The organism is Streptomyces sp. NPDC033178 (assembly GCF_055577685.1).
On sequence record NZ_JBVIPT010000004.1, the window covers coordinates 196,468 to 218,712 of the forward strand.

Annotated in this window: 24 protein-coding genes; 13 read left to right on the forward strand and 11 right to left on the reverse strand. The window is 69.0% G+C overall.

What is annotated here, in order from left to right; translation table 11 throughout:
- The first annotated feature begins 220 nt into the window (after positions 1–220).
- The 3 genes from ACZ5VQ_RS11565 to ACZ5VQ_RS11575 all read left to right on the forward strand — a co-directional run bounded on the left by ACZ5VQ_RS11565 (position 221) and on the right by ACZ5VQ_RS11575 (position 3,810).
- Positions 221–1,333: a LacI family DNA-binding transcriptional regulator gene (locus tag ACZ5VQ_RS11565; protein ID WP_469104720.1), complete on the forward strand. Its 1,113-nt coding sequence runs from the start codon at positions 221–223 to the stop codon at positions 1,331–1,333.
- A gap of 197 nt (positions 1,334–1,530) precedes the next feature.
- Positions 1,531–2,751, forward strand: a complete 1,221-nt coding sequence (locus ACZ5VQ_RS11570; protein WP_469105007.1) for a metallophosphoesterase — start codon at positions 1,531–1,533, stop codon at positions 2,749–2,751.
- Between the two features lie 183 nt (positions 2,752–2,934).
- Complete coding sequence (locus ACZ5VQ_RS11575) at positions 2,935–3,810, forward strand: hypothetical protein (protein ID WP_361052168.1); 876 nt, start codon at positions 2,935–2,937, stop codon at positions 3,808–3,810.
- Between the two features lie 206 nt (positions 3,811–4,016).
- Here ACZ5VQ_RS11575 and ACZ5VQ_RS11580 read toward each other — a convergent pair whose 3' ends face one another.
- From ACZ5VQ_RS11580 to ACZ5VQ_RS11590, 3 genes are all read right to left on the reverse strand, one after another.
- On the reverse strand, positions 4,017–4,763 hold the full coding sequence (locus tag ACZ5VQ_RS11580; RefSeq protein WP_469104721.1) for a hypothetical protein: 747 nt from the start codon (positions 4,761–4,763) through the stop codon (positions 4,017–4,019).
- 239 nt (positions 4,764–5,002) lie between these two features.
- Positions 5,003–6,850, reverse strand: a complete 1,848-nt coding sequence (thiC, locus tag ACZ5VQ_RS11585; RefSeq protein WP_469104722.1) for a phosphomethylpyrimidine synthase ThiC — start codon at positions 6,848–6,850, stop codon at positions 5,003–5,005.
- 167 nt (positions 6,851–7,017) lie between these two features.
- Complete coding sequence (locus ACZ5VQ_RS11590; RefSeq protein WP_469104723.1) at positions 7,018–7,263, reverse strand: hypothetical protein; 246 nt, start codon at positions 7,261–7,263, stop codon at positions 7,018–7,020.
- A gap of 21 nt (positions 7,264–7,284) precedes the next feature.
- On the opposite strand from ACZ5VQ_RS11590, the gene ACZ5VQ_RS11595 reads away from it, so the two are divergent.
- Positions 7,285–8,565, forward strand: a complete 1,281-nt coding sequence (locus ACZ5VQ_RS11595) for a YibE/F family protein (RefSeq protein WP_469104724.1) — start codon at positions 7,285–7,287, stop codon at positions 8,563–8,565.
- A 234-nt stretch (positions 8,566–8,799) separates the two neighbouring features.
- Here ACZ5VQ_RS11595 and ACZ5VQ_RS11600 read toward each other — a convergent pair whose 3' ends face one another.
- The 4 genes from ACZ5VQ_RS11600 to ACZ5VQ_RS11615 all read right to left on the reverse strand — a co-directional run bounded on the left by ACZ5VQ_RS11600 (position 8,800) and on the right by ACZ5VQ_RS11615 (position 11,062).
- Positions 8,800–9,240 carry an SsgA family sporulation/cell division regulator gene (locus tag ACZ5VQ_RS11600; protein WP_055610301.1) on the reverse strand — a complete coding sequence of 147 codons (441 nt, stop codon included), beginning with the start codon at positions 9,238–9,240 and terminating at the stop codon, positions 8,800–8,802.
- A 99-nt stretch (positions 9,241–9,339) separates the two neighbouring features.
- A complete protein-coding gene (locus ACZ5VQ_RS11605) occupies positions 9,340–10,065 on the reverse strand; it encodes an IclR family transcriptional regulator (protein ID WP_469105008.1) in 726 nt (241 codons plus the stop codon).
- Between the two features lie 292 nt (positions 10,066–10,357).
- Entirely contained in the window at positions 10,358–10,570 is a 213-nt protein-coding gene (locus ACZ5VQ_RS11610) for a DUF5326 family protein (RefSeq protein WP_055610300.1), read from the reverse strand.
- A 174-nt stretch (positions 10,571–10,744) separates the two neighbouring features.
- Positions 10,745–11,062 (reverse strand): cupin domain-containing protein, encoded by a 318-nt coding sequence (locus ACZ5VQ_RS11615; RefSeq protein WP_055610299.1) that lies wholly within the window; start codon positions 11,060–11,062, stop codon positions 10,745–10,747.
- Between the two features lie 60 nt (positions 11,063–11,122).
- Here ACZ5VQ_RS11615 and ACZ5VQ_RS11620 point away from each other — a divergent pair, with 60 nt between their 5' ends.
- From ACZ5VQ_RS11620 to ACZ5VQ_RS11640, 5 genes are all read left to right on the forward strand, one after another.
- On the forward strand, positions 11,123–11,500 hold the full coding sequence (locus ACZ5VQ_RS11620) for a phage holin family protein (RefSeq protein WP_200397025.1): 378 nt from the start codon (positions 11,123–11,125) through the stop codon (positions 11,498–11,500).
- A gap of 8 nt (positions 11,501–11,508) precedes the next feature.
- Positions 11,509–12,012: a low molecular weight protein-tyrosine-phosphatase gene (locus ACZ5VQ_RS11625; RefSeq protein WP_469104725.1), complete on the forward strand. Its 504-nt coding sequence runs from the start codon at positions 11,509–11,511 to the stop codon at positions 12,010–12,012.
- On the forward strand, positions 12,009–13,148 hold the full coding sequence (locus ACZ5VQ_RS11630; RefSeq protein WP_469104726.1) for a cystathionine gamma-lyase: 1,140 nt from the start codon (positions 12,009–12,011) through the stop codon (positions 13,146–13,148). The genes ACZ5VQ_RS11625 and ACZ5VQ_RS11630 overlap by 4 nt, the downstream gene beginning before the upstream one ends.
- Before the next feature lie 213 nt (positions 13,149–13,361).
- Positions 13,362–14,267: a LysR family transcriptional regulator gene (locus ACZ5VQ_RS11635; protein WP_469104727.1), complete on the forward strand. Its 906-nt coding sequence runs from the start codon at positions 13,362–13,364 to the stop codon at positions 14,265–14,267.
- 66 nt (positions 14,268–14,333) lie between these two features.
- Positions 14,334–14,816, forward strand: coding sequence for an NUDIX domain-containing protein (locus ACZ5VQ_RS11640; protein WP_055610294.1), 483 nt, complete (start codon positions 14,334–14,336; stop codon positions 14,814–14,816).
- Between the two features lie 14 nt (positions 14,817–14,830).
- On the opposite strand, the gene ACZ5VQ_RS11645 is transcribed toward ACZ5VQ_RS11640, so the two are convergent.
- On the reverse strand, positions 14,831–16,501 hold the full coding sequence (locus tag ACZ5VQ_RS11645) for a globin domain-containing protein (RefSeq protein WP_469104728.1): 1,671 nt from the start codon (positions 16,499–16,501) through the stop codon (positions 14,831–14,833).
- Positions 16,502–16,918: 417 nt separating this feature from the next.
- A complete protein-coding gene (locus tag ACZ5VQ_RS11650; protein ID WP_469104729.1) occupies positions 16,919–17,551 on the reverse strand; it encodes an HAD family hydrolase in 633 nt (210 codons plus the stop codon).
- Positions 17,552–17,627: 76 nt separating this feature from the next.
- On the opposite strand from ACZ5VQ_RS11650, the gene ACZ5VQ_RS11655 reads away from it, so the two are divergent.
- Positions 17,628–18,209: a DUF2269 domain-containing protein gene (locus tag ACZ5VQ_RS11655; protein WP_469104730.1), complete on the forward strand. Its 582-nt coding sequence runs from the start codon at positions 17,628–17,630 to the stop codon at positions 18,207–18,209.
- A 5-nt stretch (positions 18,210–18,214) separates the two neighbouring features.
- Positions 18,215–19,081: a GNAT family N-acetyltransferase gene (locus ACZ5VQ_RS11660; protein WP_469104731.1), complete on the forward strand. Its 867-nt coding sequence runs from the start codon at positions 18,215–18,217 to the stop codon at positions 19,079–19,081.
- A gap of 166 nt (positions 19,082–19,247) precedes the next feature.
- On the opposite strand, the gene ACZ5VQ_RS11665 is transcribed toward ACZ5VQ_RS11660, so the two are convergent.
- Complete coding sequence (locus ACZ5VQ_RS11665) at positions 19,248–19,664, reverse strand: GlcG/HbpS family heme-binding protein (RefSeq protein WP_362071301.1); 417 nt, start codon at positions 19,662–19,664, stop codon at positions 19,248–19,250.
- Positions 19,665–19,847: 183 nt separating this feature from the next.
- Entirely contained in the window at positions 19,848–21,077 is a 1,230-nt protein-coding gene (locus tag ACZ5VQ_RS11670) for an MFS transporter (protein WP_469104732.1), read from the reverse strand.
- A 140-nt stretch (positions 21,078–21,217) separates the two neighbouring features.
- On the opposite strand from ACZ5VQ_RS11670, the gene ACZ5VQ_RS11675 reads away from it, so the two are divergent.
- A complete protein-coding gene (locus tag ACZ5VQ_RS11675) occupies positions 21,218–21,682 on the forward strand; it encodes a MarR family winged helix-turn-helix transcriptional regulator (protein WP_362071305.1) in 465 nt (154 codons plus the stop codon).
- A gap of 65 nt (positions 21,683–21,747) precedes the next feature.
- Positions 21,748–22,200, forward strand: coding sequence for a GNAT family N-acetyltransferase (locus tag ACZ5VQ_RS11680; protein ID WP_469104733.1), 453 nt, complete (start codon positions 21,748–21,750; stop codon positions 22,198–22,200).
- Positions 22,201–22,245 lie beyond the last annotated feature (45 nt).

A 22,245-nucleotide genomic window follows, 5' to 3' on the forward strand; every position in this document is an offset into this window, starting at 1 on the left:
CGTGGCGCGCATCCCTCGTGAAGGTGAGTTGAGACCTCTTCGAAACATGGCCCATTTGGCAGGCCCATGCGCGCCGACAAGTGACGTCCTGCCATTGAATCGGTCAACTCCCTTCTCTTCCAAGGGACTTGTCTGCTGATGACCATGCAGAAACGTGCCTGTCAACGCGTGCATATGCGTCCGCACTACCCCACCTCATGAGCCCTACTATCGGCTCGCCATGACAGCAGCAGGGAAGCACCAGGTGAGCCGGTCGGATACCTCCCGCCGAGGAAGCCGGCCGGGCCGGGCGGGCATCAGAGACGTGGCCGCGGCCGCGGGAGTGTCCATCACGACCGTGTCCGACGCGCTCAACGGCAAGGGGCGGCTCCCGGACGCCACCCGACGCCATGTCCGCGAGGTCGCCGACCGGCTGGGCTATCGCCCCTCCGCCGCGGCCCGAACCCTCCGTACCGGCAAGTCCGGCCTCATCGGCCTGACTGTGACGACCTACGGGGATGAACCTTTCACCTTCACGGAGTTCGCGTACTTCGCGGAGATGGCCAGAGCCGCCACCTCGGCCGCGCTCGCCCGGGGCTACGCCCTGGTCATCCTCCCCGCGACCTCGCGCCACGACGTGTGGTCGAACGTGGCCCTGGACGGGACGGTCGTTATCGACCCCTCCGACCACGACCCTGTCGTCAGCGAACTGGTCCGCCAGGGCTTACCGGTCGTCTCCGACGGCCGCCCGGCCGGCTCGCTGCCGGTGACCGCCTGGGTGGACAACGACCACGAGGCCGCGGTCCTGGGCATCCTCGACCACCTGGCCGACGCCGGCGCCCGCCGGATCGGCCTCCTCACGGGGACGACCACGGACACGTACACACATCTGTCCACGACCGCGTACCTGCGTTGGTGCGAGCGCGTGGGCCAGGATCCGGTGTACGAGGCCTATCCCGCGCACGATCCGTGCGCGGGGGCCGTCGCCGCCGACCGGCTCCTCGCCCGGCCCGACCGGCCGGACGCCGTCTACGGGCTGTTCGACCCGAACGGCACCGACCTCCTCGCGGCGGCCCGCCGCTACGGACTGCGCGTACCGGAGGACCTGCTGCTCGTGTGCTGCAGCGAGTCCACCGTGTACGCCAACACCGAGCCGCCCGTCACGACACTCTCGCTCAAACCGCGCCGCATCGGCACGGCCGTGGTCCAGCTCCTCATCGACGCGATCGAGGGGGTCGAATCGGACCAACCGGTCGAGCAGGTGATACCGACCGAGCTGATCGTGCGGACGTCATCGCAGCGACGGCCGCCCCGGACGACCGTCAGCCCGCCCCGATCACCGGAGGAGGGATGACCTCCGGATGACCTACGGGTAAATCTGACGCGGAAAGCCCCTCCCAATTCGGGAGAAAACCACGGTGAACTGGGGTTCTGCTCCGATTCACCACCCCTGGGTCATCACATGGCGCGATCCGCATTCCTATGATGGGCGGACGACACCGCGGGCCGCTGCGACCAGGCAGTCCGACGCGGTGCAGATGCGGCGCGATGGTGGTGGAGGGGTCGATGACTCAGGGGGCCGGTCAGGGACCCGAGATGCGTACGCCGACGGTGCGCGACTTCCGCGTGCCGGCGTACGTCCACGAGGCCGGTCCGTACACGCAGTCCCCCGGCCCGTACCCGCAGTCCGGCGAGGTGTACGACCAGGCCGCCGAGCCGTACGACCAGGCCCGGGACCAGTCCGCCGGCCCCTACGCCGAGGGCTCGCGGCAGTACGGCCGACCCGGCCCCTATGCGCAGCAGGCGCCTCCCGGCGAGGGCGCCGGACCGGTCGGCGAGCCGGAGGGCTACACACCGACGCAGCGCGATCTGCCCGTCATCAACCGCGGTGACACCGTTCAGGTACCGGTCGAGCCCGAGGCCGCCGGACCGGTCGTCCAGCCCGCCGAAGGGCCGGGACCGCTGTACGTCGTCGGTGACGTCCACGGCTACCTCGACGAGCTCGTCGCCGCGCTGCGCGAGAAGGGCCTCATCGACATCGACGGCAGCTGGGCCGCGGGGACCTCGCGGCTCTGGTTCCTCGGTGACTTCACCGACCGCGGGCCCGACGGCATCGGCGTCATCGACCTCGTGATGCGGCTGTCCGCGGAGGCCGCCGCGGCCGGGGGCTACTGCAAGGCGCTGATGGGCAACCACGAGCTGCTGCTGCTCGGCGCCAAGCGGTTCGGTGACACCCCCGTCAACTCCGGGGCCGGAACGGCCACCTTCCAGGCCGCCTGGCTGCTGAACGGCGGCCAGAAGACCGACATGGAGCGCCTCCAGGACCACCATCTGCAGTGGATGGCCCGCCTCGACGCCATGGAGATGGCCGACGGGCACCTTCTGGTGCACTCCGACACCACCGCCTATCTCGACTACGGCGACTCCATCGAAGCGGTCAACGACACCGTCCGCGAAACGCTCACCCGCAATGACGCGGACGAGTGCTGGGACGTCTTCCGCAAGTTCACCAAGCGCTTCGCGTTCCGCGACGACGGCGGTGCGCAGGCGGTGCGCTCCTTGCTGGACATGTACGGCGGTTCACGCATCGTGCATGGTCACAGCCCCATTCCGTATCTCCTGGGAGAGGTCGGCTCGGAGGAAGGGGAGGATTCCCCGAACCCCGTCGTCGAAAAGCCGCACGTGTACGCCGACGGGCTCGCCATCGCGATGGACGGCGGCGTGACCATGGCCGGAAAGCTGCTGGTCCAGCAACTTCCCCTGGATAGCTGAGCGTTCATCGGGCAGGCGTCCCACTACGGAGGACAAGCGCAACGCAGGGGCAAATTCTGGAAACCCCCTGTCACCGTGTGCCGTCACCGCTCTACCATCGGCTTATCCGTAGCAGGCTCCCCTCCGTTTCTGCCCGACGGCTCGTCAGCATGCCGAGCCCCAAGCCCTACGGAGCATCGGGGGATGCACATGAACAGCGTTCCGCAGCACCTGCTGAGCGAGGACCGCCAAGAGTACGAGCGGATCCTCGATGAGGCGCTGCGCTCCGCACCACACCGTCCGGAACTCGCCGCTGTCGGTCAGCGGCTCAACCCCGAACAACTGCGCACGATGGCGCTCAACGCCACCGCTCTCATCACGGCGGCCGCGGCGACCGAGTACCAGCACTACGTGAAGGTCCGCGAGGAACTGCGCCAGCCGGCGCCGTCCACCCCTCCCGTCCGCGAAGGGTCCACCAGCAGCACCACGGATCCGGCCACGGGCGCGGTCGGGCTCGCCACCACCATGGGGGAGGTCGCCGAGACCGCCGGGGCGGGTGCCGCGGCGGTCGTCGCCGTGCTCGCTCCCGTACTCGCCGGCACCGCCGCGGCGATCTTCCTGCTCGTCGGCTACATCCTGAAGATGCTCGACCCCCAGCCGGGCATCGCCCAGACCCTCCTCACCACCGGGTGGGTCTTCGGAGCCATCACGGCCGTCACGATCCTGGTGGCCGCGGTCGGTCTCCTGCTCGCCGCCCTGCGCAACGGCGCCAGTTCACTCCAGGCCGACGCGCACGGCGAACGCAGCGAAGAGGTGAACCGGGCCAGGGAAGCCTGGCACGACGCCCTTCTGGAGCGCGGCATCATGCCGTTCCTCAGGGAGGCCCTCGCCGACCCGGGCACGGCCGCTCTCGGCCGTACGAAGCCGTCGGCGCCGATCAGCCGGATGCCCCAACTCGGCTACAACCGGCCAGGTTTCAGCAGCCCGGACGGCGGCCCGACAGCGGGACCCCGCCCCAGCTTCTCCAGCCCGGACTTCAGCAGCCCCGACTTCGGGGGGCCGGAGCACCAGCCGGAGTAGCCCCGCCCTCGCCCGGGCCCGGCCCTGAGCGGGGCCGGCAACCGGGCGCGGCCAGGCGGAGTGGGGCCCGACCGGCCGCGGCGTCGCGGGCACTACGCCCGCGGCAGCGGCGTTCCGGCAGGTGCCGCCTTCGTGCCGTGCCTCCGTGCCGTACCTTCGTGCCGTGCCCTCGTAGCGCGCCTTCGTGCCGTGCCTGCATTCCTCTGCTACATGCGTCGCACGATCTGTGCGGTCGCTCGTTCGACCGGTGTCCGGTTGTAGACATGCACCAGGGCGAGGTGGAAGAGCGCCGGTGCGAGTGGGGCCCACCGGTGAACGCGGTCGGCACGCAGCATGTACTTGACCACGGTCGCGGGGCGGAACGGCACGTAGTCGATGGTCTGGTGTTCCCATCGGTCCGCGACTCCCCTGCTCATACGTGTCTGCAGGCCCTCGCTGGTCAGGTCCTTCGGCCTTGCGTAGAAGTGGGCACTCCAGTGGCGCTTGTCGGTGTCGAGGACGAAGGCGAGCAGTTCCAGTGAGTACTCGTGAGGTTCCAGGGACAGTTCCTCGCGCATGCCCCGCCGGGCCACCGCGTGCAGGTCGGGGGCGCTCCTTCCGGACGAGTCGATGTGCCGTGACATGCCCTCGTTGACCGAGGAGTTCCAGACTCCCGGCGCCATACGGACCCGGTCGCTTCTCTGGCTCACGACCATCATGTCGTCGGCGGTCACCACCGCGACGTTCACGGCGAAGCTGCACTGCAGGAACCCGGGTGCCGACAGCGGATCGTCCGGGTCGAGATAGCGGGACCGCGGAGTTGTTCCGTCGGGCAGACGCCGGTCGAGCTGTTGAGCCGCCAGAAAGGTGAAGTAGTCCGTCGGACGCAGCCGGAGATGTACTTCGGGGTGCTCGTCGAGAGCGGTCCGGGGGACACGTCGAGCGATTCGACCGCGTAGCGAGGACCGTTCCACATCGGTGTCCGGCCCTCTGCCCGCCCACGCGTGTTCTCTTCCTCGAGCTCGGTCCGCCAGCCGGCCATGTCCGAAGGCAGCTCGATCTCCTCGTCGAGTACCTGGATATAGACGGATTCAGCGGATATGGATGACTCTCCGTCCCCTTCCACGATCAGGGCCGAGGTGTGGAGTGGCCCCAGGGAGGCCCCGGCCGGGATGGCCGGGACCTCGGAGAAGGAGTCGTACAGCGCGCCGGATCAGTCGGCCATGGGCAGGTACACCCTGTTCCCGCTCGCCGCGAACTCCTTCGACTTCTGGAGCATCCCCTCGGCGACCTCCTCGGCCGTCGCCCCCGCAGCCGCCGTGCCGCCGAACTGCTCGGTGATGCTGTGGCTGATCTTCATCGAGCAGAACTTCGGCCCGCACATGGAGCAGAAGTGCGCTGTCTTGGCGGGCTCGGCCGGGAGGGTCTCGTCGTGGAACTCCCGGGCCGTGTCGGGGTCGAGGGCCAGGTTGAACTGGTCCTCCCAGCGGAACTCGAAGCGGGCGTCCGACAACGCGTCGTCCCACTCCTGTGCGCCCGGGTGTCCCTTGGCGAGGTCCGCCGCATGGGCCGCGATCTTGTAGGTGATGACGCCCGTCTTGACGTCGTCACGGTTGGGCAGGCCCAAGTGTTCCTTGGGCGTGACGTAGCAGAGCATGGCCGTGCCCCACCAGGCGATCATCGCGGCACCGATGCCGGAGGTGATGTGGTCGTACGCCGGCGCGACGTCCGTCGTCAGCGGGCCGAGCGTATAGAACGGAGCTTCATCACAGATCTCCTGCTGAAGGTCGATGTTCTCCTTGATCTTGTGCATCGGGACATGCCCCGGGCCCTCGATCATGGTCTGTACGTTGAAACGCTTCGCGACCCTGTTGAGTTCCCCGAGCGTCCTCAACTCCGCGAACTGTGCTGCATCGTTGGCGTCCGCGATCGAACCGGGCCGGAGCCCGTCGCCCAGCGAGTACGTGACGTCGTACGCCGCGAGGATCTCGCAGAGTTCCTCGAAGTTCTCGTACAGGAACGACTCCTTGTGGTGCGCCAGGCACCAGGCCGCCATGATCGAGCCGCCGCGCGAGACGATGCCGGTCTTGCGGTTCGCGGTCAGCGGGACGAACGGCAGCCGCACGCCCGCGTGGACGGTCATGTAGTCCACGCCCTGCTCGGCCTGCTCGACGACCGTGTCCTTGTAGATCTCCCAGGTCAGCTCCTCGGCCCTCCCGTCGACCTTCTCCAGCGCCTGGTAGAGCGGGACCGTGCCGATGGGGACAGGGGAGTTCCGCAGCACCCACTCCCGCGTGGTGTGGATGTTACGACCGGTGGACAGGTCCATGACCGTGTCTGCGCCCCAACGGGTCGCCCAGGTCATCTTCTCGACCTCCTCCTCGATGGAGGAGGTGACCGCGGAGTTGCCGATGTTGGCGTTGACCTTCACCAGGAACCGCTTGCCGATGATCATCGGCTCGATCTCGGGATGGTTGACGTTGGCCGGCAGCACGGCCCGGCCCGCCGCGATCTCCTCGCGGACGACCTCGGGAGAAACGTTCTCCCGGATGGCCACGTACTCCATCTCCGGTGTGACCTCGCCCCGCCTGGCGTACGCGAGTTGCGTCACCGCCTGTCCGTCACGGCTGCGCCGGGGCAGGCGCGGGCGCCCCGGGAAGACCGCGTCGAGGTTGCGCAGTCCGCCGCGCGGCGAGGTGTGCTTGATCCCGTCGTCCTCGGGGCGGACGGGGCGGCCCGCGTACTCCTCGGTGTCGCCGCGAGCGATGATCCAGTTGGCCCGGAGGGCCCCGAGGCCCCTGCGGACGTCGGTGTCGACGGTCGGATCGGTGTACGGGCCGGAGGTGTCGTACAGAGTGACCGACTGCCCGTTGGTGAGGTGCACCTGACGGACCGGCACCCGCAGGTCGGGGCGCGAACCCTCGACATACGCCTTGTGCCAGCCGATGGACTTCCCGACCTCGCCGTTCTCGGGCGAAGCAGTCACTCCACCGCTCTCGGCCGAGGCGAACGCCCCGTCCGTCAGGCTGGAGGCAGGCGTGCGTACGTCCTTGTTGGTCATGAGACCTACTCCCTACGCCGGCATTACCCGGTAACAGGTTCGGCGGTCGACGCAGCGATTTTCCGTCCGGCGATGTTCCACGTGAAACATCGCGTCTACGGAGGTCAGCGCCCTCTCAGCCCGGTGCTCCGAGCTCCCGCGTGTGCAAAGGTGCCTCCACGCTAGCGTCAGATGTGGCGCGGTGAACAGTGGGCCCGGGCTGTTCTTGCGATGATCGGTCGGTGACCACGACGCAGCAGCCACCACTCCCGCCGTCCGAACCGCCCCACGGACACGGCCACGACGGCCATGGGCACGGCGGTGGACCCGGGCACGGACCCCACGGCCCCGGAGGGGGCGGCGGCGGAGACCGGCCCGGCGGTGGCGACGGTGGCGGTCCGGGTGGTGGCGGGCACGGCCACTCGCACAGTCACGGACCGGCAGCGCCTGTCTCCATGCATCTGCGCAAGGTCATCGCGGCCGTGCTGATCCCCTTCGCGGCGGCGGTCATCGTCGGCCTCGTGGTGCTCTGGCCCGGCGGCGCCCCGGGGCACGAGCGCACCGGTGTCGGCTTCGACCGGCAGACCCAGCAGGCCACGGTGACCAAGGTCGACAAGGTCGACTGCAAGTCGGTGAACGCCTCGGGGGAGACGCCGACCGGCGACACGTCGACCGCCGAGGGCTCGTCGGCGCAGCAACAGGCGACCGGCAGCTGCAAGAAGGCGACGGTCCGGGTCGACACCGGCAAGGACAAGGGCCGTACGTTCACGGAGATCGTTCAGCCGGACTCCTCGCGTCAGCTGAAGCAGGGCCAGGAGGTGATCGTCGCCTATGCGCCGGACGCCCCCAAGGAGCTCCAGTACTCGGTCACCGACGTGAACCGCAAGCTCCCGATGACGCTGCTCGCCGGGATCTTCGCCGTCGCCGTGGTCGTCGTGGGCCGGATGCGCGGCGTCATGGCACTGGTCGCGCTGGCCGCCAGCTTCCTCATCCTGACGTTCTTCATCCTCCCCGCAATCCTGCAGGGCTCGAACCCCCTGGTCGTGGCCGTGGTCGGGGCGAGCGCCATCATGCTGATCGCGCTCTACCTGTGCCATGGACTGTCGGCCCGTACGTCGGTGGCGGTGCTCGGCACCCTGCTCTCCCTGTTGCTGATCGGGCTGCTCGGCTCGCTGTTCATCGACTGGGCCGCGCTGACCGGCAACACGGACGACAACACCGGTCTGATCCACGGGCTGTACCCGTCCATCGACATGAGCGGCCTGCTGCTCGCGGGCATCATCATCGGCTCGCTGGGTGTCCTCGACGACGTGACGGTGACGCAGACGTCGGCGGTCTGGGAGCTGCACGAGGCCAATCCGACGATGGGCTGGCGCGGGCTGTACCGCGCGGGCATCCGCATCGGCCGCGATCACATCGCGTCGGTCGTCAACACGCTCGTCCTCGCCTATGCGGGCGCCGCGCTGCCGCTGCTGCTGCTCTTCTCCATCGCGCAGAGCAGCGTGGGTACGGTGGCCAACAGCGAGTTGGTCGCCGAGGAGATCGTGCGCACGCTCGTCGGGTCGATCGGACTGGTCGCTTCCGTGCCGGTGACGACGGTTCTCGCCGCCCTGGTCGTCTCGGCGGACCGCCCGGGCCCCGCCGCCCCGGCACAACAGGAACAGCCGCAACCGCAGCCCCAGTCGGGCGCCAGGGCACCTCTGCGCGGCGGGAGCGGCCGCCGCCGCAAGCACTGAAGCCGGCCCCCTGCCGGATCCGGTTGCCGAGAGTTGAGCGCTGAGCACTGAGCGCTGAGCGCTGAGCGCTGAGAGACGAGAGCTGCGAGCTGCGAGCTGCGAAGAAGCGTTACGGCAACCCGCACACAAGCCGTATGACGTACGGTCGGCGCCGGGTGGGATGAGCCCGCGTCACACCTCTACGGGACGACGTACGGCGAGGCAGCGTCACGCCTGCCCCAGACCCGTATCGCGTCACCCGGCGCTCTGTTCCTCCGCCAGGATGCGGTTCAGCGCCTCGTCGAGGTGTGTGTCGAAGTCCGCGAGGGAACGCTCCTGGCCCAGCGGCACCAGCCTGTCCGTACGGTCGAGGAACGCCAGCAACGGCGCCGTCCCGCAGCGGAACAGCGCGTGGTCGCCGCCCACCTGAAGCCGGATCAGCACATCGCCGAACCCCTCGGTGTCGGCAGGAGCGATGTGCACGTCACCGTCCCCACAGGCCCGGCCCACCCCGTCGATCAGCAGCTCACGGCCGAAGGCCCAGGTCACCGGGGCATCACCGGGCAGGTGGAAGGTCAGCCGCACGGCATAGGGATCACAGGTCTCGTAGCGCAGCTCCACCGGGATGCGAAAGGAGAGCTCCTCCGAGACGACGAAGCTCATCATGACCTCTGCCTGTACTACCGACTCGCGCATCGCCTACCCCGTCGTTCGCCTTCGACTGGCCGGGAATCATCCACCTGACACTGCTGGCATCTTGCTGAACGTACACACCAGATCACAAGGAGTGAGTTTTCAGATGCTGATAGAGAGCGAGAGTGTCCCCAGCAGCCTGCCGATCTCGCTCTGCAATCGGCGTGCCGCGGGCAGCAGTCGGTCGGCCTGGTGGGCCGGCAGAGAAATGGCGATCGTGGCCGCAGTACTGCCCACAGTGATCGGAATCGCGGCGCAGACCGTACCCAGCGCGTACTCCTGACGCTCGATCACGGGCTGCATTCGTCGCGCGGATTCGAGGCGTCGCAACAGAGTTCGATCGTCACGCACCGTATATGGCGTGATGGACCGAACGGGGTAGCGGTCGACGTGGTCCCGCCGGGCCTCCTCGTCGAGCTGGGACAGCAGACACTGGCCGATCGCGTGCGCGTGACCCGTCTCGCGGAAGTCGGCCCACTCTTCGACGGCGGGATTGGCCGGGGTGTCGGCGACGCACTGGACCTCGATCTCACCGTCGCGGTAGAGCGCGTAGTACACGGGCACGCCGATCGAATCACGGCACTGCGCGAGTGCGTCGGCAACCATGCTGCGACGTTTCTGCTGGGCCCCGCTGCTGCTCAGCCGCTCGACCGCCTCGCCGAGGAAGAACAGGCCCTTTTCCCGGCGCAGATAACCCTCGTGGGCCAGCGTGCGCAACAGGTGGTACGCCGTGGGCAGGGCGAGCCCGGCCTCACGGGCGAGCTGCTTCGCGGGCGCCCCGTGTTCATGGCGGGCGACGGACTCCAGGAGACGCATCGCACGCTGCACGGATCCGATGAGGGTCGTGGGATGCGGCTCGGACGAAGGGACGTGCGGTCCTGCGGATGCGGTGTCAACCGTGGCCAAGGGTTACTCCCGAAGCGCGTGGGGGGGCCGCCCGTGCGGGGATAACACGGGAGGGATCGGAGCGCCGCTCGCGGGAATCAACCCCGCGTCGAATTCCGGACTTTAACCGTCTGCCACCGCTCGCAGACGGCCTGTGCCAAAACTTCCCTCGCCCGAGGGAACGGCCCGTTCCTGTTACCGCCGGCCGGTTGCCGACCGGCGGGTCTCCCCTTGCCTACCAGTCGCTCCTCGACGAGGAGCTCGACATGAACTTCCGTACGACGTAGATCAGTCCGCCGACCAACGCCACGAAGACCAGCAGCTTGAAGAGCAGGCCGATCACGAACCCGACGACGCTCGCTATCAGGCCGCCGAACACGACCAGGGCGATGACCGGCACCGCGACCCACTTAATCCACCACGGCATACCCGCGAAGATCTCTCGCATCGCCCTTGTTCCTTGTCTCTCTGCCCGTTTCCGAGTGCTGTCCCAGCCCGCTCCCGATGGGTGACGGGTCTTGGATGTCCTGCCCTCGATGCTAGGCGCGGCAGGGGTGCCGACGGGGACCTCGCACCCCTTGTCCTCCCCTGAACGTTCCCCTAGGGAACCCTGAGGCGGAGGTCAGCTCTCCGGCGGAGAGAAGACCACCACAACCCGCAGATCCTCGCTGATGTGGTGGAATTTGTGGGCCACCCCCGCGGGCACGTAGACGACGCTGCCGCGTGCCACCTGGGTCGTCTCCATGCCGACGGTGATCGCTGCGCGGCCGCTGACGACGAAGTACACCTCGTCCTGGCGGTGGGGCTGCTGAGGGTCCTGGGTGCCCGCGTCCAGCGCGTACAGGCCGACGGACATGTTCTTCTCACGCAGGAACTGCAGGTACGCGCCGTCGTTGGCGGCGCGCTCCGCCTCCAGTTCGTCCAGCCGGAATGCCTTCATCGCCCTTGTCCGCCCTTGCCCCGCTGCTCGTGGTCGATCTCGTCTGTCACGATCAGACACATGAAGAATTTCGTAGTCAAGACGATCGCCAACGCGGGCGCCCTGGCCGTCGCCGTGTGGCTGCTCGACAAGATCACCCTGTCCGGTGACAGCACGGGCAAGGAGATCGGCACGCTGCTGCTCGTCGCACTGGTCTTCGGCCTGGTCAACTTCCTGGTCAAGCCGATCGTGCAGGTGCTGACGTTCCCGCTGTTCATTCTCACGCTCGGCCTGATCACGCTGGTGATCAACGCCCTGATGCTGCTGCTCACCTCGTGGCTGGCGGACAAGCTCGACCTGAGCTTCCACGTCGAGGGCTTCTGGACCGCCGTCCTGGGCGGCCTGATCATCTCCATCGTCTCCTGGGCGCTGAACGTCGTCCTCCCCGACAAGGACTGAGCGACCTGATGCCCTATCGCGTGTGCTTCGTCTGCACCGGCAACATCTGCCGCTCCCCGATGGCCGAATCCGTCTTCCGAGCGCGGGTGGCGGAGGCCGGGCTGGGCGGCCTGGTCGAAGTGGACAGCGCCGGCACCGGCGGCTGGCACGAGGGCGACGGCGCCGACCCGCGCACCGTCTCCGTCCTGGAAGCAGGCGGTTACGAAGGCGGCCATGCGGCCCGCCAGTTCCACGCCGACTGGTTCGCCGGGCTCGACCTGGTCATAGCCCTCGACGCCGGCCACCTGAGGGCCCTGCGCCGCCTCGCCCCCACCGAGTCGGACGCCGCGAAGGTGCGGCTGCTGCGTTCGTACGACCCTGCCGTCGCGTCGGCCTCGGGAGTCGACCTCGACGTACCGGACCCCTACTACGGGGGCCTGGACGGCTTCGAGGAGTGTCTTGAGATGGTGGAAGCGGCGAGCCCCGGCCTGCTCGCCGCGGTACGGGAGCAAGTGGAGGGACAGGCGGCATGACAGATTCCGTTACGGGAGCCGGTGACGGCACACGCGCGGTGCGGGCGGGGCTGCCCGAGCCCGTCAAGCACGAGCCGACCCTCCCGGGGCCGGTGTTCGCCGCCCACTTCCATCTGCCGGGCGACCCCACGGGCCCGTACACCTACGGCCGCGACGAGAACCCGACCTGGACGCACCTGGAGCGCGCCATCGGCGAGCTGGAGGCGCCGGGGCGCGACGACGTCGAAACGCTCGTCTTCGCCTCCGGCATGGCCGCCATCTCGTCCGTCCTCTTCTCCCAGCTGAGCGCCGGCGACACGGTCGTGCTGCCCGACGACGGCTACCAGGTGCTGCCGCTCGTACGCGCGCAGCTGGAGGCGTACGGAATCGAGGTGCGCACGGCCCCGACCGGCGGCGACGCCCAGCTCGACGTCCTCGACGGCGCGAAGCTGCTGTGGATCGAGACCCCGTCGAACCCGGGGCTCGACGTGTGCGACGTACGGCGGCTCGTCGAGGCGGCACACACGCGTGGCTGTCTGGTCGCCGTCGACAACACCCTGGCGACCCCGCTCGGGCAGCGCCCGCTGGAACTGGGCGCCGACTTCTCCGTGGCCAGCGGCACCAAGCAGCTCACCGGGCACGGCGACATCCTCCTGGGGTACGTCACCGGTGGCGACGCCGCGGCGATGGCCTCCGTACGGCGCTGGCGCAAGATCGTCGGGGCGATTCCGGGGCCCATGGAGGCGTGGCTCGCGCACCGCTCTCTCGCGACGCTCCACCTGCGCGTGGACCGGCAGAACGCCAATGCCCTGGTGATCGCCGAGGCCCTGCGCGACCGGAACGAGGAGCTCGGGGTCCGCTATCCGGGGCTGTCCGGCGACCCGTCGCACAAGATCGCCTCGCAGCAGATGCGGCGCTTCGGCTGCGTGGTGTCGTTCACGCTGCCCACGCGCGCGCGTGCCGACCGTTTTCTCGACGCGCTGCTGCTGGTGGACGACGCGACCAGCTTCGGCGGCGTGCGGTCGACGGCCGAGCGGCGCGGCCGCTGGGGCGGTGACGCGGTGCCGGAGGGCTTCATCCGTTTCTCGGCCGGTGCCGAGGATCCTCAGGACCTCGTGGCCGATGTGCTGCGCGCACTCGACGAGTCCTCGCGGTGAACACTTTCTGATTCACCGGTCAGTAGCGGGCACATACGGCGGACGGTCCGAGCCTCCCCCCTCGTGGCTCGGACCGTCCCGGTTCTGCGCGCGAAGAACCGCGCGAACAAGGCTAGTTGACTCTGTGTCAGTGTCCAATCACAGTAGCGACAGAGACCTATCGACATATTTATAGTTGGGGGCTTCCGGGGAGCTGGAGAGAGAAGGGACGCCATGGATCTGGCCTTGCTGCGTACCTTCGTGACCGTGCACCGGGCCGGCTCCTTCACCCGCGCGGCCGCTCTGCTGGGCCTCTCGCAGCCTGCCGTCACCTCCCAGATCCGAACCCTCGAACGACAGCTGGGACGCCCTCTCTTCCTGCGTCAGGCCCGTGGAGTGACCCCTACGACCATGGGCGACGAACTCGCGCACAAGGCGGCACCCCATCTCGACGCCCTGGTGGAGATCACCGAGACCGGCCTCGACGAGGACTCCTCCGTACGCACGCTCCATCTCGCCGGCCCGCCGGAGTTCACCGCCGAACGCGCCCTGCCCGCGCTCACCGAGCTGACCGGGGACGACGGCCAGGGCTTCGCGCTGCGTGCCTCCTTCGGAAATGCGGAGGAGACGCTGGAGGGGCTTGCCGCCGGGCATCACGATCTGGCCATCAGTACGGCCCGCCCGCGCGGCGCCCTACTCACCGCGACTCCGCTCTGCGACGAGGAGCACGTCCTGGTCGCCGCCCCGCGCTGGGCCGACCGCCTCGGCTCCGGCTCGTTATGCCACCGGGGCGAGCCCTCCCTCAAGAACTTCCCCGTGGTGGAGGTGCACGAGTCTCTGCCGTTCGTCGCCCGTTACTGGGCCTCCGTCTTCGACTCCCGCCCGGCCGCCTCGGGCACCGTCATCGTCCCCGACCTGCGCGCTGTCCTCGCCTGCGCGACCACCGGCGCCGGGCTCGCGGTGTTACCGCGCTATCTGTGCGCACCGGCTCTGGAGCGGGGAGACGTCGTCGCACTGACCGAACCCGCGGTGCCTCCGCTTCGTACGTACTTCCTGGTGGTGCGCACCGGCACATTGGCCATGCCCCATATTGCGCGGGCGCACGAGTGGCTCATGCACGCCGCCATAGACTGGTCATGACCAAGATGCATCACCTCGTCAAGAGGGCGATGTTTCACGTGGAACCAACTGGGCCACATTTCTCCCATGACCGTCCGACCCGTGGTCAAGCGCACCGCCCGGGCCGTCCTACTGGACGGCAATGACCTGGTCCTCATCAAGCGGACCAAGCCCGGCGTCGATCCCTACTGGCTGACGCCCGGCGGCGGGGTCGAGCCGGAGGACACGACCGTCGTCGACGCACTCCATCGTGAGGTGCACGAGGAACTCGGCGCCAAGATCACCGATGTGGTGCCCTGCTTCGTCGACACCGTCGAGCACATCGGCGAGGACGCCGGCACGACCGGCGTGAAGGTCCAGCACTTCTTCGTCTGCCGCCTGGAATCCATGGACCCCTCGCTGCGCCATGGCCCCGAGATCGACGAACCCTGCGGAGAGTACGAGATCGTGCGGATCCCCTTCACTCGCGTGGGCATCGCTTCCGTCCATCTCGTACCGCTGTCGCTGCGGCACTATCTCGACGGGAACATCGAGGGCGTACGGGCGATGCACGCACCCGATCTGGGCTGACGGCCGGCTCGGAATCAGTCTCCGGTCACTACGAGTTCTTCCACCGCGTCGTGGCGAATCCGTTCCGACGGGATGCCGATGTCCCTGAGTGCGTCGACGCCGCTGCGGATCATGCCGGGCGGGCCCGACAGATAGGCGTCGTACTCGTTCCACGGCCCGTACTCGCGTACGGCGTCGGGGAGGTTCAGATGCCCGTGCTGATCGACTACCGGGCGCACCGCGAGCCAGGGGTGGCTCTGCTGGAGCCGGAGCATCGTGTCGATGTCGTACAGGTCGTGATCGGTGCGTGCTCCGTAGAACACCTCGACCGGGCGCCGCTCGCCGTGCTCGGCGACGTCCTCGACCAGGGCCTTTATCGGCGCTATGCCGGTACCGCCGCCCAGGCAGAGCAGGCCCCTGTCGGTGGTGTGGTCGACGGTCATCGAGCCGGCCGGGGGGCCGAGCCGGACGACGTCGCCCGGTCGGGCGCGGTGGACCAGAGCGTTGGAGACCCAGCCCGCCGGAATCGCCTTCACGTGGAACGACAGCAGTCCGTCGGATCGGGGTGCCGATGCGAACGAGTAGTGCCGCCAGATCCGCGGCCACCAGGGGGTCTCCAGGCTCGCGTACTGCCCGGCGAGGAACGGGTACGGCTGGTCGGGACGGACCGTGACGACGGCGACGTCCGGGGTCCTGAGGTCGTGCGAGATCACCTCGCCGTGCCACCAGGCCGGGGCCCGCAGTTCGTCCGCGGCCGCGGCGTCGATCATGACCTGCGAGATCGTCGTGTACGCCCGCACCCAGGCAGCCTCGGTCTCCCTGTCCCATACCGACGCGGCGAACCGGCTGAGCGAGCCGATCAGGCACTCGCCGACGGCTGGGTAGTGCTCGGGGCGGGTGCCGTACTTGCGGTGGCCACGACCGAGGTTCTTCAGATACGCGACCAGGACCTCGGTGTTGTCGATGTGCTCGGCCGCGGTCAGCAGTGCCCGCAGGAGCCGGTCCCGCTGAGTGTCCATCGCGGCGGGGAAGAGCTGGCGCAGCTCCGGGTGCCGCACGAAGAGCAGCGCGTAGAAGTACGAGGTGACCTTGTCGGCGACGGGGCCCACCTCGGCCATGGTCCGGCGGATGAGGACGGCGTCGGGGGAGGCGGCCTGTGCGGGGGCGGGAACGGCCACGGCGGCGGGTGCAGGGGCGGGGCGCTGGTCGGGAACGCGGGGTGCGTGGTCGGGTCCGGGCGGGGCGGGGGGACCGGTGTGGGCCTGGGGGGCGGGTGTCGCCTCGTACGTCGCGGCCGGCGTCCCGGTCGGCCCGACAGGAGCAGCTCCGGCATGAGCGGCCCCGGCGTGGGGAGCGTCGGCATAGGGAGCGTCGGCGGGCACGGACCTGGCGACGGTGGGGTCGGCGTAGGCGTGGCCGCCGTCAGGGGAGCCCGCGTGGCGGCCGTGCGTGTCCGTGGCTCCGGTGTCGGCTCGTTCGGTGTCGGAGACGGTCTCGTCAGTCGGGGGTATTCGTTGCCGCGTCGTGGTGTCAGTGCCCGTCGCGGGCCTGCCGACGGGGCGCAACGCGGCCAGGCGGTGGCCCTCGGGCGCCTCCTGCTCGCCGCCCGCGGGCGGCTCCGGCGGCTTGTGCGGCGTGAACCAGCCGCCCCCGCCACTACCCCCTGAAGTGCCGTTGTCGGCCGACGTGGTGGTCGGAGCGTCCATGCTGTGCCTCGCCTCGAACATCTTTCGGTCGGTCTGCGCACTTCCTCGATCGGAAGATGCCTGCTTTCCCCCGCAGACTGCTTGCTTTCCCCGTTCCGCCCCGTCGCTCCATGGCGGCCACATTGAACCTCGGAATCCCGCACCCTACGGACAAGTAAGCCGAGAGTGTGACATTGGCCGCACTAACGCCATCGCAGCATCTCACCCTGTGCCAACACCCCGGCCGTGTAACCGGAAATGCGGTCTTCGATCTCTCTGTCCCGTTAGGCTGCATTGCCCTTTGTCCGCCCCGGCGGGATGCACGGACATCACACCGGACACGAACCGGAGTCGACCATACCGGCCGCCGTCCGGCACACAAGTCCCCTCTTCCCCACGTCGGTAATGGAAGGGGGACCGGACCGTCGATTCCTTCAATTACCGGGCAGGGCGCACCAATTCATAGGCATCCCGCAGATCCCGCCCCACGTAGGAGTGGGTGGCGAGACCTTCCAGATGCAGATCCGCATTGACGGCGACGGATACCGGAACCACCCCGAACAGGTCCCTGTCCGACATCGAGTCGCCGTACGCGACGCAGTCGGCCCTCGTCACCCCGAACTCCGCGCAGAGCCGGTCCGCGATCCGTACCTTGGCCGCCGCGCTCAGGATCCCGACGGGATCCACCGGCTCGGTGAACGGCACTGCGGGAAAGCGTGATCCGTACGCCGCATGCGCGCCCCAGCCCGTCAGCCGCTCGACGAAGAAGGAGGGTGAGAGCGAGACAACGGCGCAGTAGTCGCCGCTCCCCCTGATCTCCGCCCAGACGTCCTGGATGCCCTCCAGCCACGGCGCACTCGCGAAAGCGGTCGCCACATGCGCCTCGGTGAGATCTCTCCAGAGGGCGTGTACCTGCGTCGCGTACTCCGGCGGGCCTATGAGCCCCGCTCCGATCGCCTCGTCGAGTGCCACGGTCTCGGCTTCCAGGCCGAGCTGCCGGGAGATCTCCACGGGCGCCGAGGTGCCGTGCAGCAAGGTCCCGTCCAGATCGAAGAGATGAAGTCTCGCCATGTACGCCGAGGCTAGTACGTGGAGTTACTCCCGCCGGCAGACGTACTCTCCGCTCCCGCCCGGCACGGTGTTTCACGTGAAACCAAGCCGCCCCGCACGCCGGGCCACCCTCGTCGTCCATGTAGCCGCCTCCGCTGGCTGGCTCGGGCTCACGCTCGGGCTGCTCGCTCTGGGGATCACCGCGACCACCACAGGGTCCGCGGTAACCGTGGAGGCCTCCGTCCGCGCCATGAAGCTGTTCGCCGACTGGCTCCTGCTCCCTCTCGCGTTCCTCACACTCGTGAGTGGTCTGGTGCTGTCCCTGGGCACGCCGTGGGGACTGGCGAGGCACCGCTGGGTCTACATCAAGTTCTGGCTGACCCTGGCCACGACCACCGCCACGGTCTTCGCACTGCGCCCTGGGGTCGGTTCCGCCGTCACGGCTGTTGCTGCAGGTGGTCCGCTGCCTGACGCCGGTGACGTGCTGTTCGGGCCGATCGTCTCGCTGTCCGCCTATCTCTTCATGACAGTGATCTCGGTCCTCAAGCCCTGGGGACTGACCCGGCGTGGACGGAGGCTGCGTGAGCAGAAGTCAGCCGCGCAGAAGCCGCGCGGGCAAAAGATCAGTGCGGCTGCCCGGAAACCGGTGGACGCCGAGCGGGCATCTCAGACAGCCTGACCTGCGTGTCGACTCCTTTCCCCGCCTTCCAGCCCATCCGCCGTCTGACCCCACGCGATCTCTCCGCCTGCGCCGATCTGTCCGAGAACCGCGGCTGGCCCCGCGAGGAACACAAGTGGGGCCTCCTGCTCACGGCCGGCACGGGTTACGGCATCGACGACCCCGACGGGGGCCTCGTCACCGCCTGCGTCGTGACCTCGTACGGACCCCAGGACCGCCCCGCCCTGGCCGCGATCGGCATGGTGCTGGTCGCCGAGCGGCACGCCCGCCAGGGCGTCGGACGCAGGCTGATGCGGCACGTCGTCGCCGAGCTGGGCACCACACCGGTGACACTGCACGCGACGCCGTACGGGCGCCCTCTCTACGAGGAGCTGGGGTTCAAGACCACCGGACGCGTCGAGATGGTCCGCGGCCACTTCGTCCCGGGCGGCCCTGAGTCCGAGGTCGCCACGCGTGCGGCCACCGCCGAGGACCTCACCGCGATCCTCCGGCTCGACGAAGAGGTCTTCGGTACCGACCGCACGCACATGATCACGCGCCTGCCCGCCTTCGCCGACCAGCTGCGTGTCGCCGAGGAGGACGGCCGGGTCATCGGCTACGCGGCCGCCTGGCCCAACCTGGACAACCATGTCGTGGGTCCGCTGATCGCCCGGGACACCGAGACGGCCAAGGCGCTCATCGCCTCACTGGCCGCCCACGTAGACGGGCCTTTGCGCACCGACATCGACGTACGGCACGAGGAGTTGCTGGCGTGGGTGAAGGAACGCGGGCTCGCCTCCCTGAGTTTCAACGCAGTCATGACGTACGGCAACGCGGAGTTGCCGGGCGACTGGACGCGGCGGTTCGCTCCGCTCACGGTGGCGGCGGGCTGACGGGCCGACGGGCCGAGGGTGAGCTCGTCCGACATCTGAGAGCTCGGCGGCTGAGAGCTCCGCGGTTGCCGGCTGGGCGGTCGAGAGCCGGCGGCCAACAGAAACCCCGCCCCATCCGGGACGGGCGTTTCTGCGTTTCCTGGCGCTACGGCGCTCAGGAACACTCCTAGGCGAGCGTCTTCAGCGCGGCGGTGGCGAAGCCGTGGTCCTGCTCCGGCGCGCCGCCGCCGACTCCGATCGCGCCGATCAGACGGCCGTCGCGGTGGACCGGGACACCGCCCGCGATGAAGAGCAGCGGACGGTCGAGGGCGGTGGGCAGGGTGTGGAAGAGGCCACCCGGCTGCACGGCGTCGACGAGGTCGGCGGTGGGGGTGTCCAGCTGCAGTGCCGTGTAGGCCTTGCGGGTGCTGGTCTCACCGGAGATCAGCACGGCCCGGTCGTCGCGCCGGAAGGCGAGCAGGTGGCCGCCCGCGTCGAGGACGGTGACGCTGACCGTCACATCGGCGGCTTCCGCGGCGCGGCGGGCGGCCGTGACGAGAGCCTCGGCGTCCTGAATGGTCAGCGGGGTGACGGTGGTGCTCATGAGCTTGTTCTCCTTGATGAGTGGTGCTGTGTGGGGGTGGCGGTTTCGCCGGGTGGTGGCGTGTGGGGATAGCGGTCTGCTGAGGCGCAGGTGAAGGCTTGCTCGGGCTTCGGTCGGCCACCGGGACAGCCCTGGCCCGGTGGCCGACCACACCAGGGCGGATACGACCGCCCAGGCATCGGGTCAGTGGTGAACAGCGGCCTTCTGCTGCGCGGACTCCGTCGACGCTGCCCCGGTGACGACCAGACCGTCGCCGGTGTTGGCGGCGTCGGTCCGGCGCTCCAGAGCGGCCGAGAGGACGGCGAGCACGAGGGCTGCGGCGGCGAGGACGGCGCCGACCCAGTTGGGGGCGGTGTAGCCGAGGCCGGCCGCGATGACGAGGCCGCCGAGCCAGGCGGAGAGGGCGTTGCCGAGGTTGAAGGCGCCGATGTTCACGGCGGAGGCGAGCGTCGGGGCGCCGTGCGCCTGGTCGAGCACCCGCTTCTGGAGCGGCGGCACGGTGGCGAACCCGAGGGCACCGATCAGCGCGATGGTCACGGCCGCCGCGATCTTGTTGTGCGCGGTGAGCGTGAAGAGGGCGAGTACGACCGCGAGGGCGCCCAGGGAGACGTACAGCATCGGCATCAGGGCGCGGTCCGCGAACTTGCCGCCGACGAGGTTGCCGCCGACCATGCCGAGGCCGAAGAGGACGAGCAGCCAGGTGACGGAGCCGTCGGCGAAGCCACCCACGTGCGTCATCATCGGCGCGATGTAGGTGATCGCCGCGAAGACTCCGCCGAAGCCGAGCACGGTCATCGCCATCGCGAGCAGCACCTGGACGTTCTTGAACGCGGCCAGCTCGTGGCGCAGGCGCACGCCTTCCGGCCTGGGCATGTCGGGGACGAGCCTGGCGATGCCCGCCAGGCCGAGGACACCCAGGGCCGCGACGATCGTGAACGTCACACGCCAGCCGGCCGACTGGCCGATGAGGGTCCCCAGCGGTACGCCGACGACGTTGGCGACAGTGAGGCCCGTGAACATCATCGAGATGGCGCCGGCCTTCTTGTCGGGCGCGACGAGGTCTGCGGCGACGACGGCACCGATGCCGAAGAAGGCACCGTGCGCGAGTGAGGCGACCACGCGGCCGATCAGCATCACGGAGAAGTTGGGAGCGACGGCGGAAAGCAGGTTGCCGACGATGAAGAGCCCCATCAGGAGCATCAGCATCCGCTTGCGGGACACCTTGGTGCCGAGGACGGTCATGAGGGGCGCACCGAACATGACGCCGAGCGCGTAGCCGGTCACGAGGAAGCCCGCGGTGGGGATGGAGACACCGAAGTCACCGGCGACCTCGGGCAGCAAGCCCATGATCACGAACTCGGTGGTTCCGATTCCGAAGGCCCCGATCGCGAGGGCAAGAAGCGCGAGAGGCATGGGGGAGACCCTTCCCAGACGATTGCAGGAGCGCTTTACGTGCGTTGACAATACTTGCAGACGCCGACTAAATGCAAGCGCGGACTATTGCGGCGGTGCTCTATCCTGGTCTCAGCCGCTCCGGTACGGAGGAGAACGCCATGACAGCGACGGACCCCGCGCTCACCGCCCTCGCCCAGGGCTGGTGCGCCCTCTCCCTGCTGCACGGGAGGATCGAGGCGCACATCGAACGGGCCCTGCAGACCAAGCACGACCTGAGCGTGCGCGAGTACTCGCTCCTCGACGTCCTCAGCCGTCAGCACGACGGTGACGGCGGCCATCTCCAGATGAAGCAGGTCGCCGACGCGGTCGTCCTCAGCCAGAGCGCCACCACGCGGCTGGTGACCCGCCTGGAGGACCGCGGGCTGCTCTCGCGCTACCTGTGCCCGACCGACCGCCGTGGCATCTACACGAACGTCAGCGAGGCGGGCCTCAAGCTCCTCGACGAAGCCCGGCCCACCAACGACGCCGCCCTGCGCGAGGCACTCGACGCGGCGGCCATGAATCCCGAGCTGGCTCCGCTGGTCCGCGTCGTCGAGTCGGCGAGCGTGCCGACGCCCGCGTAGCGAGTGCGACTGCGCTGCCCGCTGGGACGCGTCAGTCTCGGGGCACGCCTGCGTAGGGTGCTGCCATGGGAGATCTTGAGATACGACCGGCCGTCCCGGACGACATCCCTGCCATCGTCGCGATGCTCGCCGACGACCCTCTGGGGGCGCAGCGCGAGTCACTGGACGACCTGAGCCCTTATCTGGCCGCCCTGGAACGCCTGAGCGACGATCCGAACCAGCATCTGGTCGTCGCCGTGCGCGAGGGCCGCGTCGTAGGCACGCTCCAACTCACGATCATTCCGGGACTGTCCCGCAAGGGTGCGACCCGCTCGATCATCGAAGGCGTACGCGTCCATGCCGACGAGCGCGGCAGCGGCCTGGGCACCCGCTTCATCGAGTGGGCGGTCGACCGTTCCCGGAGCGAGGGCTGCCAGTTGGTGCAGCTGACCTCCGACGTCAGTCGCACCGACGCTCACCGGTTCTACGAACGGCTCGGCTTCACGGCATCCCACGTCGGGTTCAAACTGCAGCTCTGAGGTGGGCGGATCCCGGCCGTCGAGTCGGTGCACAGGTCCGCGGGC

Coding starts and splice junctions, on each gene's coding strand:
- ACZ5VQ_RS11565 (WP_469104720.1), top strand. CDS start 221: ATGACAGCAGCAGGGAAGCACCAGGTGAGCCGGTCGGATACCTCCCGC.
- ACZ5VQ_RS11575 (WP_361052168.1), top strand. CDS start 2,935: ATGCACATGAACAGCGTTCCGCAGCACCTGCTGAGCGAGGACCGCCAA.
- thiC (WP_469104722.1), bottom strand. CDS start 6,850: ATGACCAACAAGGACGTACGCACGCCTGCCTCCAGCCTGACGGACGGG.
- ACZ5VQ_RS11595 (WP_469104724.1), top strand. CDS start 7,285: ATGCATCTGCGCAAGGTCATCGCGGCCGTGCTGATCCCCTTCGCGGCG.
- ACZ5VQ_RS11600 (WP_055610301.1), bottom strand. CDS start 9,240: ATGCGCGAGTCGGTAGTACAGGCAGAGGTCATGATGAGCTTCGTCGTC.
- ACZ5VQ_RS11610 (WP_055610300.1), bottom strand. CDS start 10,570: ATGCGAGAGATCTTCGCGGGTATGCCGTGGTGGATTAAGTGGGTCGCG.
- ACZ5VQ_RS11615 (WP_055610299.1), bottom strand. CDS start 11,062: ATGAAGGCATTCCGGCTGGACGAACTGGAGGCGGAGCGCGCCGCCAAC.
- ACZ5VQ_RS11620 (WP_200397025.1), top strand. CDS start 11,123: ATGAAGAATTTCGTAGTCAAGACGATCGCCAACGCGGGCGCCCTGGCC.
- ACZ5VQ_RS11625 (WP_469104725.1), top strand. CDS start 11,509: ATGCCCTATCGCGTGTGCTTCGTCTGCACCGGCAACATCTGCCGCTCC.
- ACZ5VQ_RS11630 (WP_469104726.1), top strand. CDS start 12,009: ATGACAGATTCCGTTACGGGAGCCGGTGACGGCACACGCGCGGTGCGG.
- ACZ5VQ_RS11635 (WP_469104727.1), top strand. CDS start 13,362: ATGGATCTGGCCTTGCTGCGTACCTTCGTGACCGTGCACCGGGCCGGC.
- ACZ5VQ_RS11640 (WP_055610294.1), top strand. CDS start 14,334: ATGACCGTCCGACCCGTGGTCAAGCGCACCGCCCGGGCCGTCCTACTG.
- ACZ5VQ_RS11645 (WP_469104728.1), bottom strand. CDS start 16,501: ATGGACGCTCCGACCACCACGTCGGCCGACAACGGCACTTCAGGGGGT.
- ACZ5VQ_RS11650 (WP_469104729.1), bottom strand. CDS start 17,551: ATGGCGAGACTTCATCTCTTCGATCTGGACGGGACCTTGCTGCACGGC.
- ACZ5VQ_RS11665 (WP_362071301.1), bottom strand. CDS start 19,664: ATGAGCACCACCGTCACCCCGCTGACCATTCAGGACGCCGAGGCTCTC.
- ACZ5VQ_RS11670 (WP_469104732.1), bottom strand. CDS start 21,077: ATGCCTCTCGCGCTTCTTGCCCTCGCGATCGGGGCCTTCGGAATCGGA.
- ACZ5VQ_RS11675 (WP_362071305.1), top strand. CDS start 21,218: ATGACAGCGACGGACCCCGCGCTCACCGCCCTCGCCCAGGGCTGGTGC.
- ACZ5VQ_RS11680 (WP_469104733.1), top strand. CDS start 21,748: ATGGGAGATCTTGAGATACGACCGGCCGTCCCGGACGACATCCCTGCC.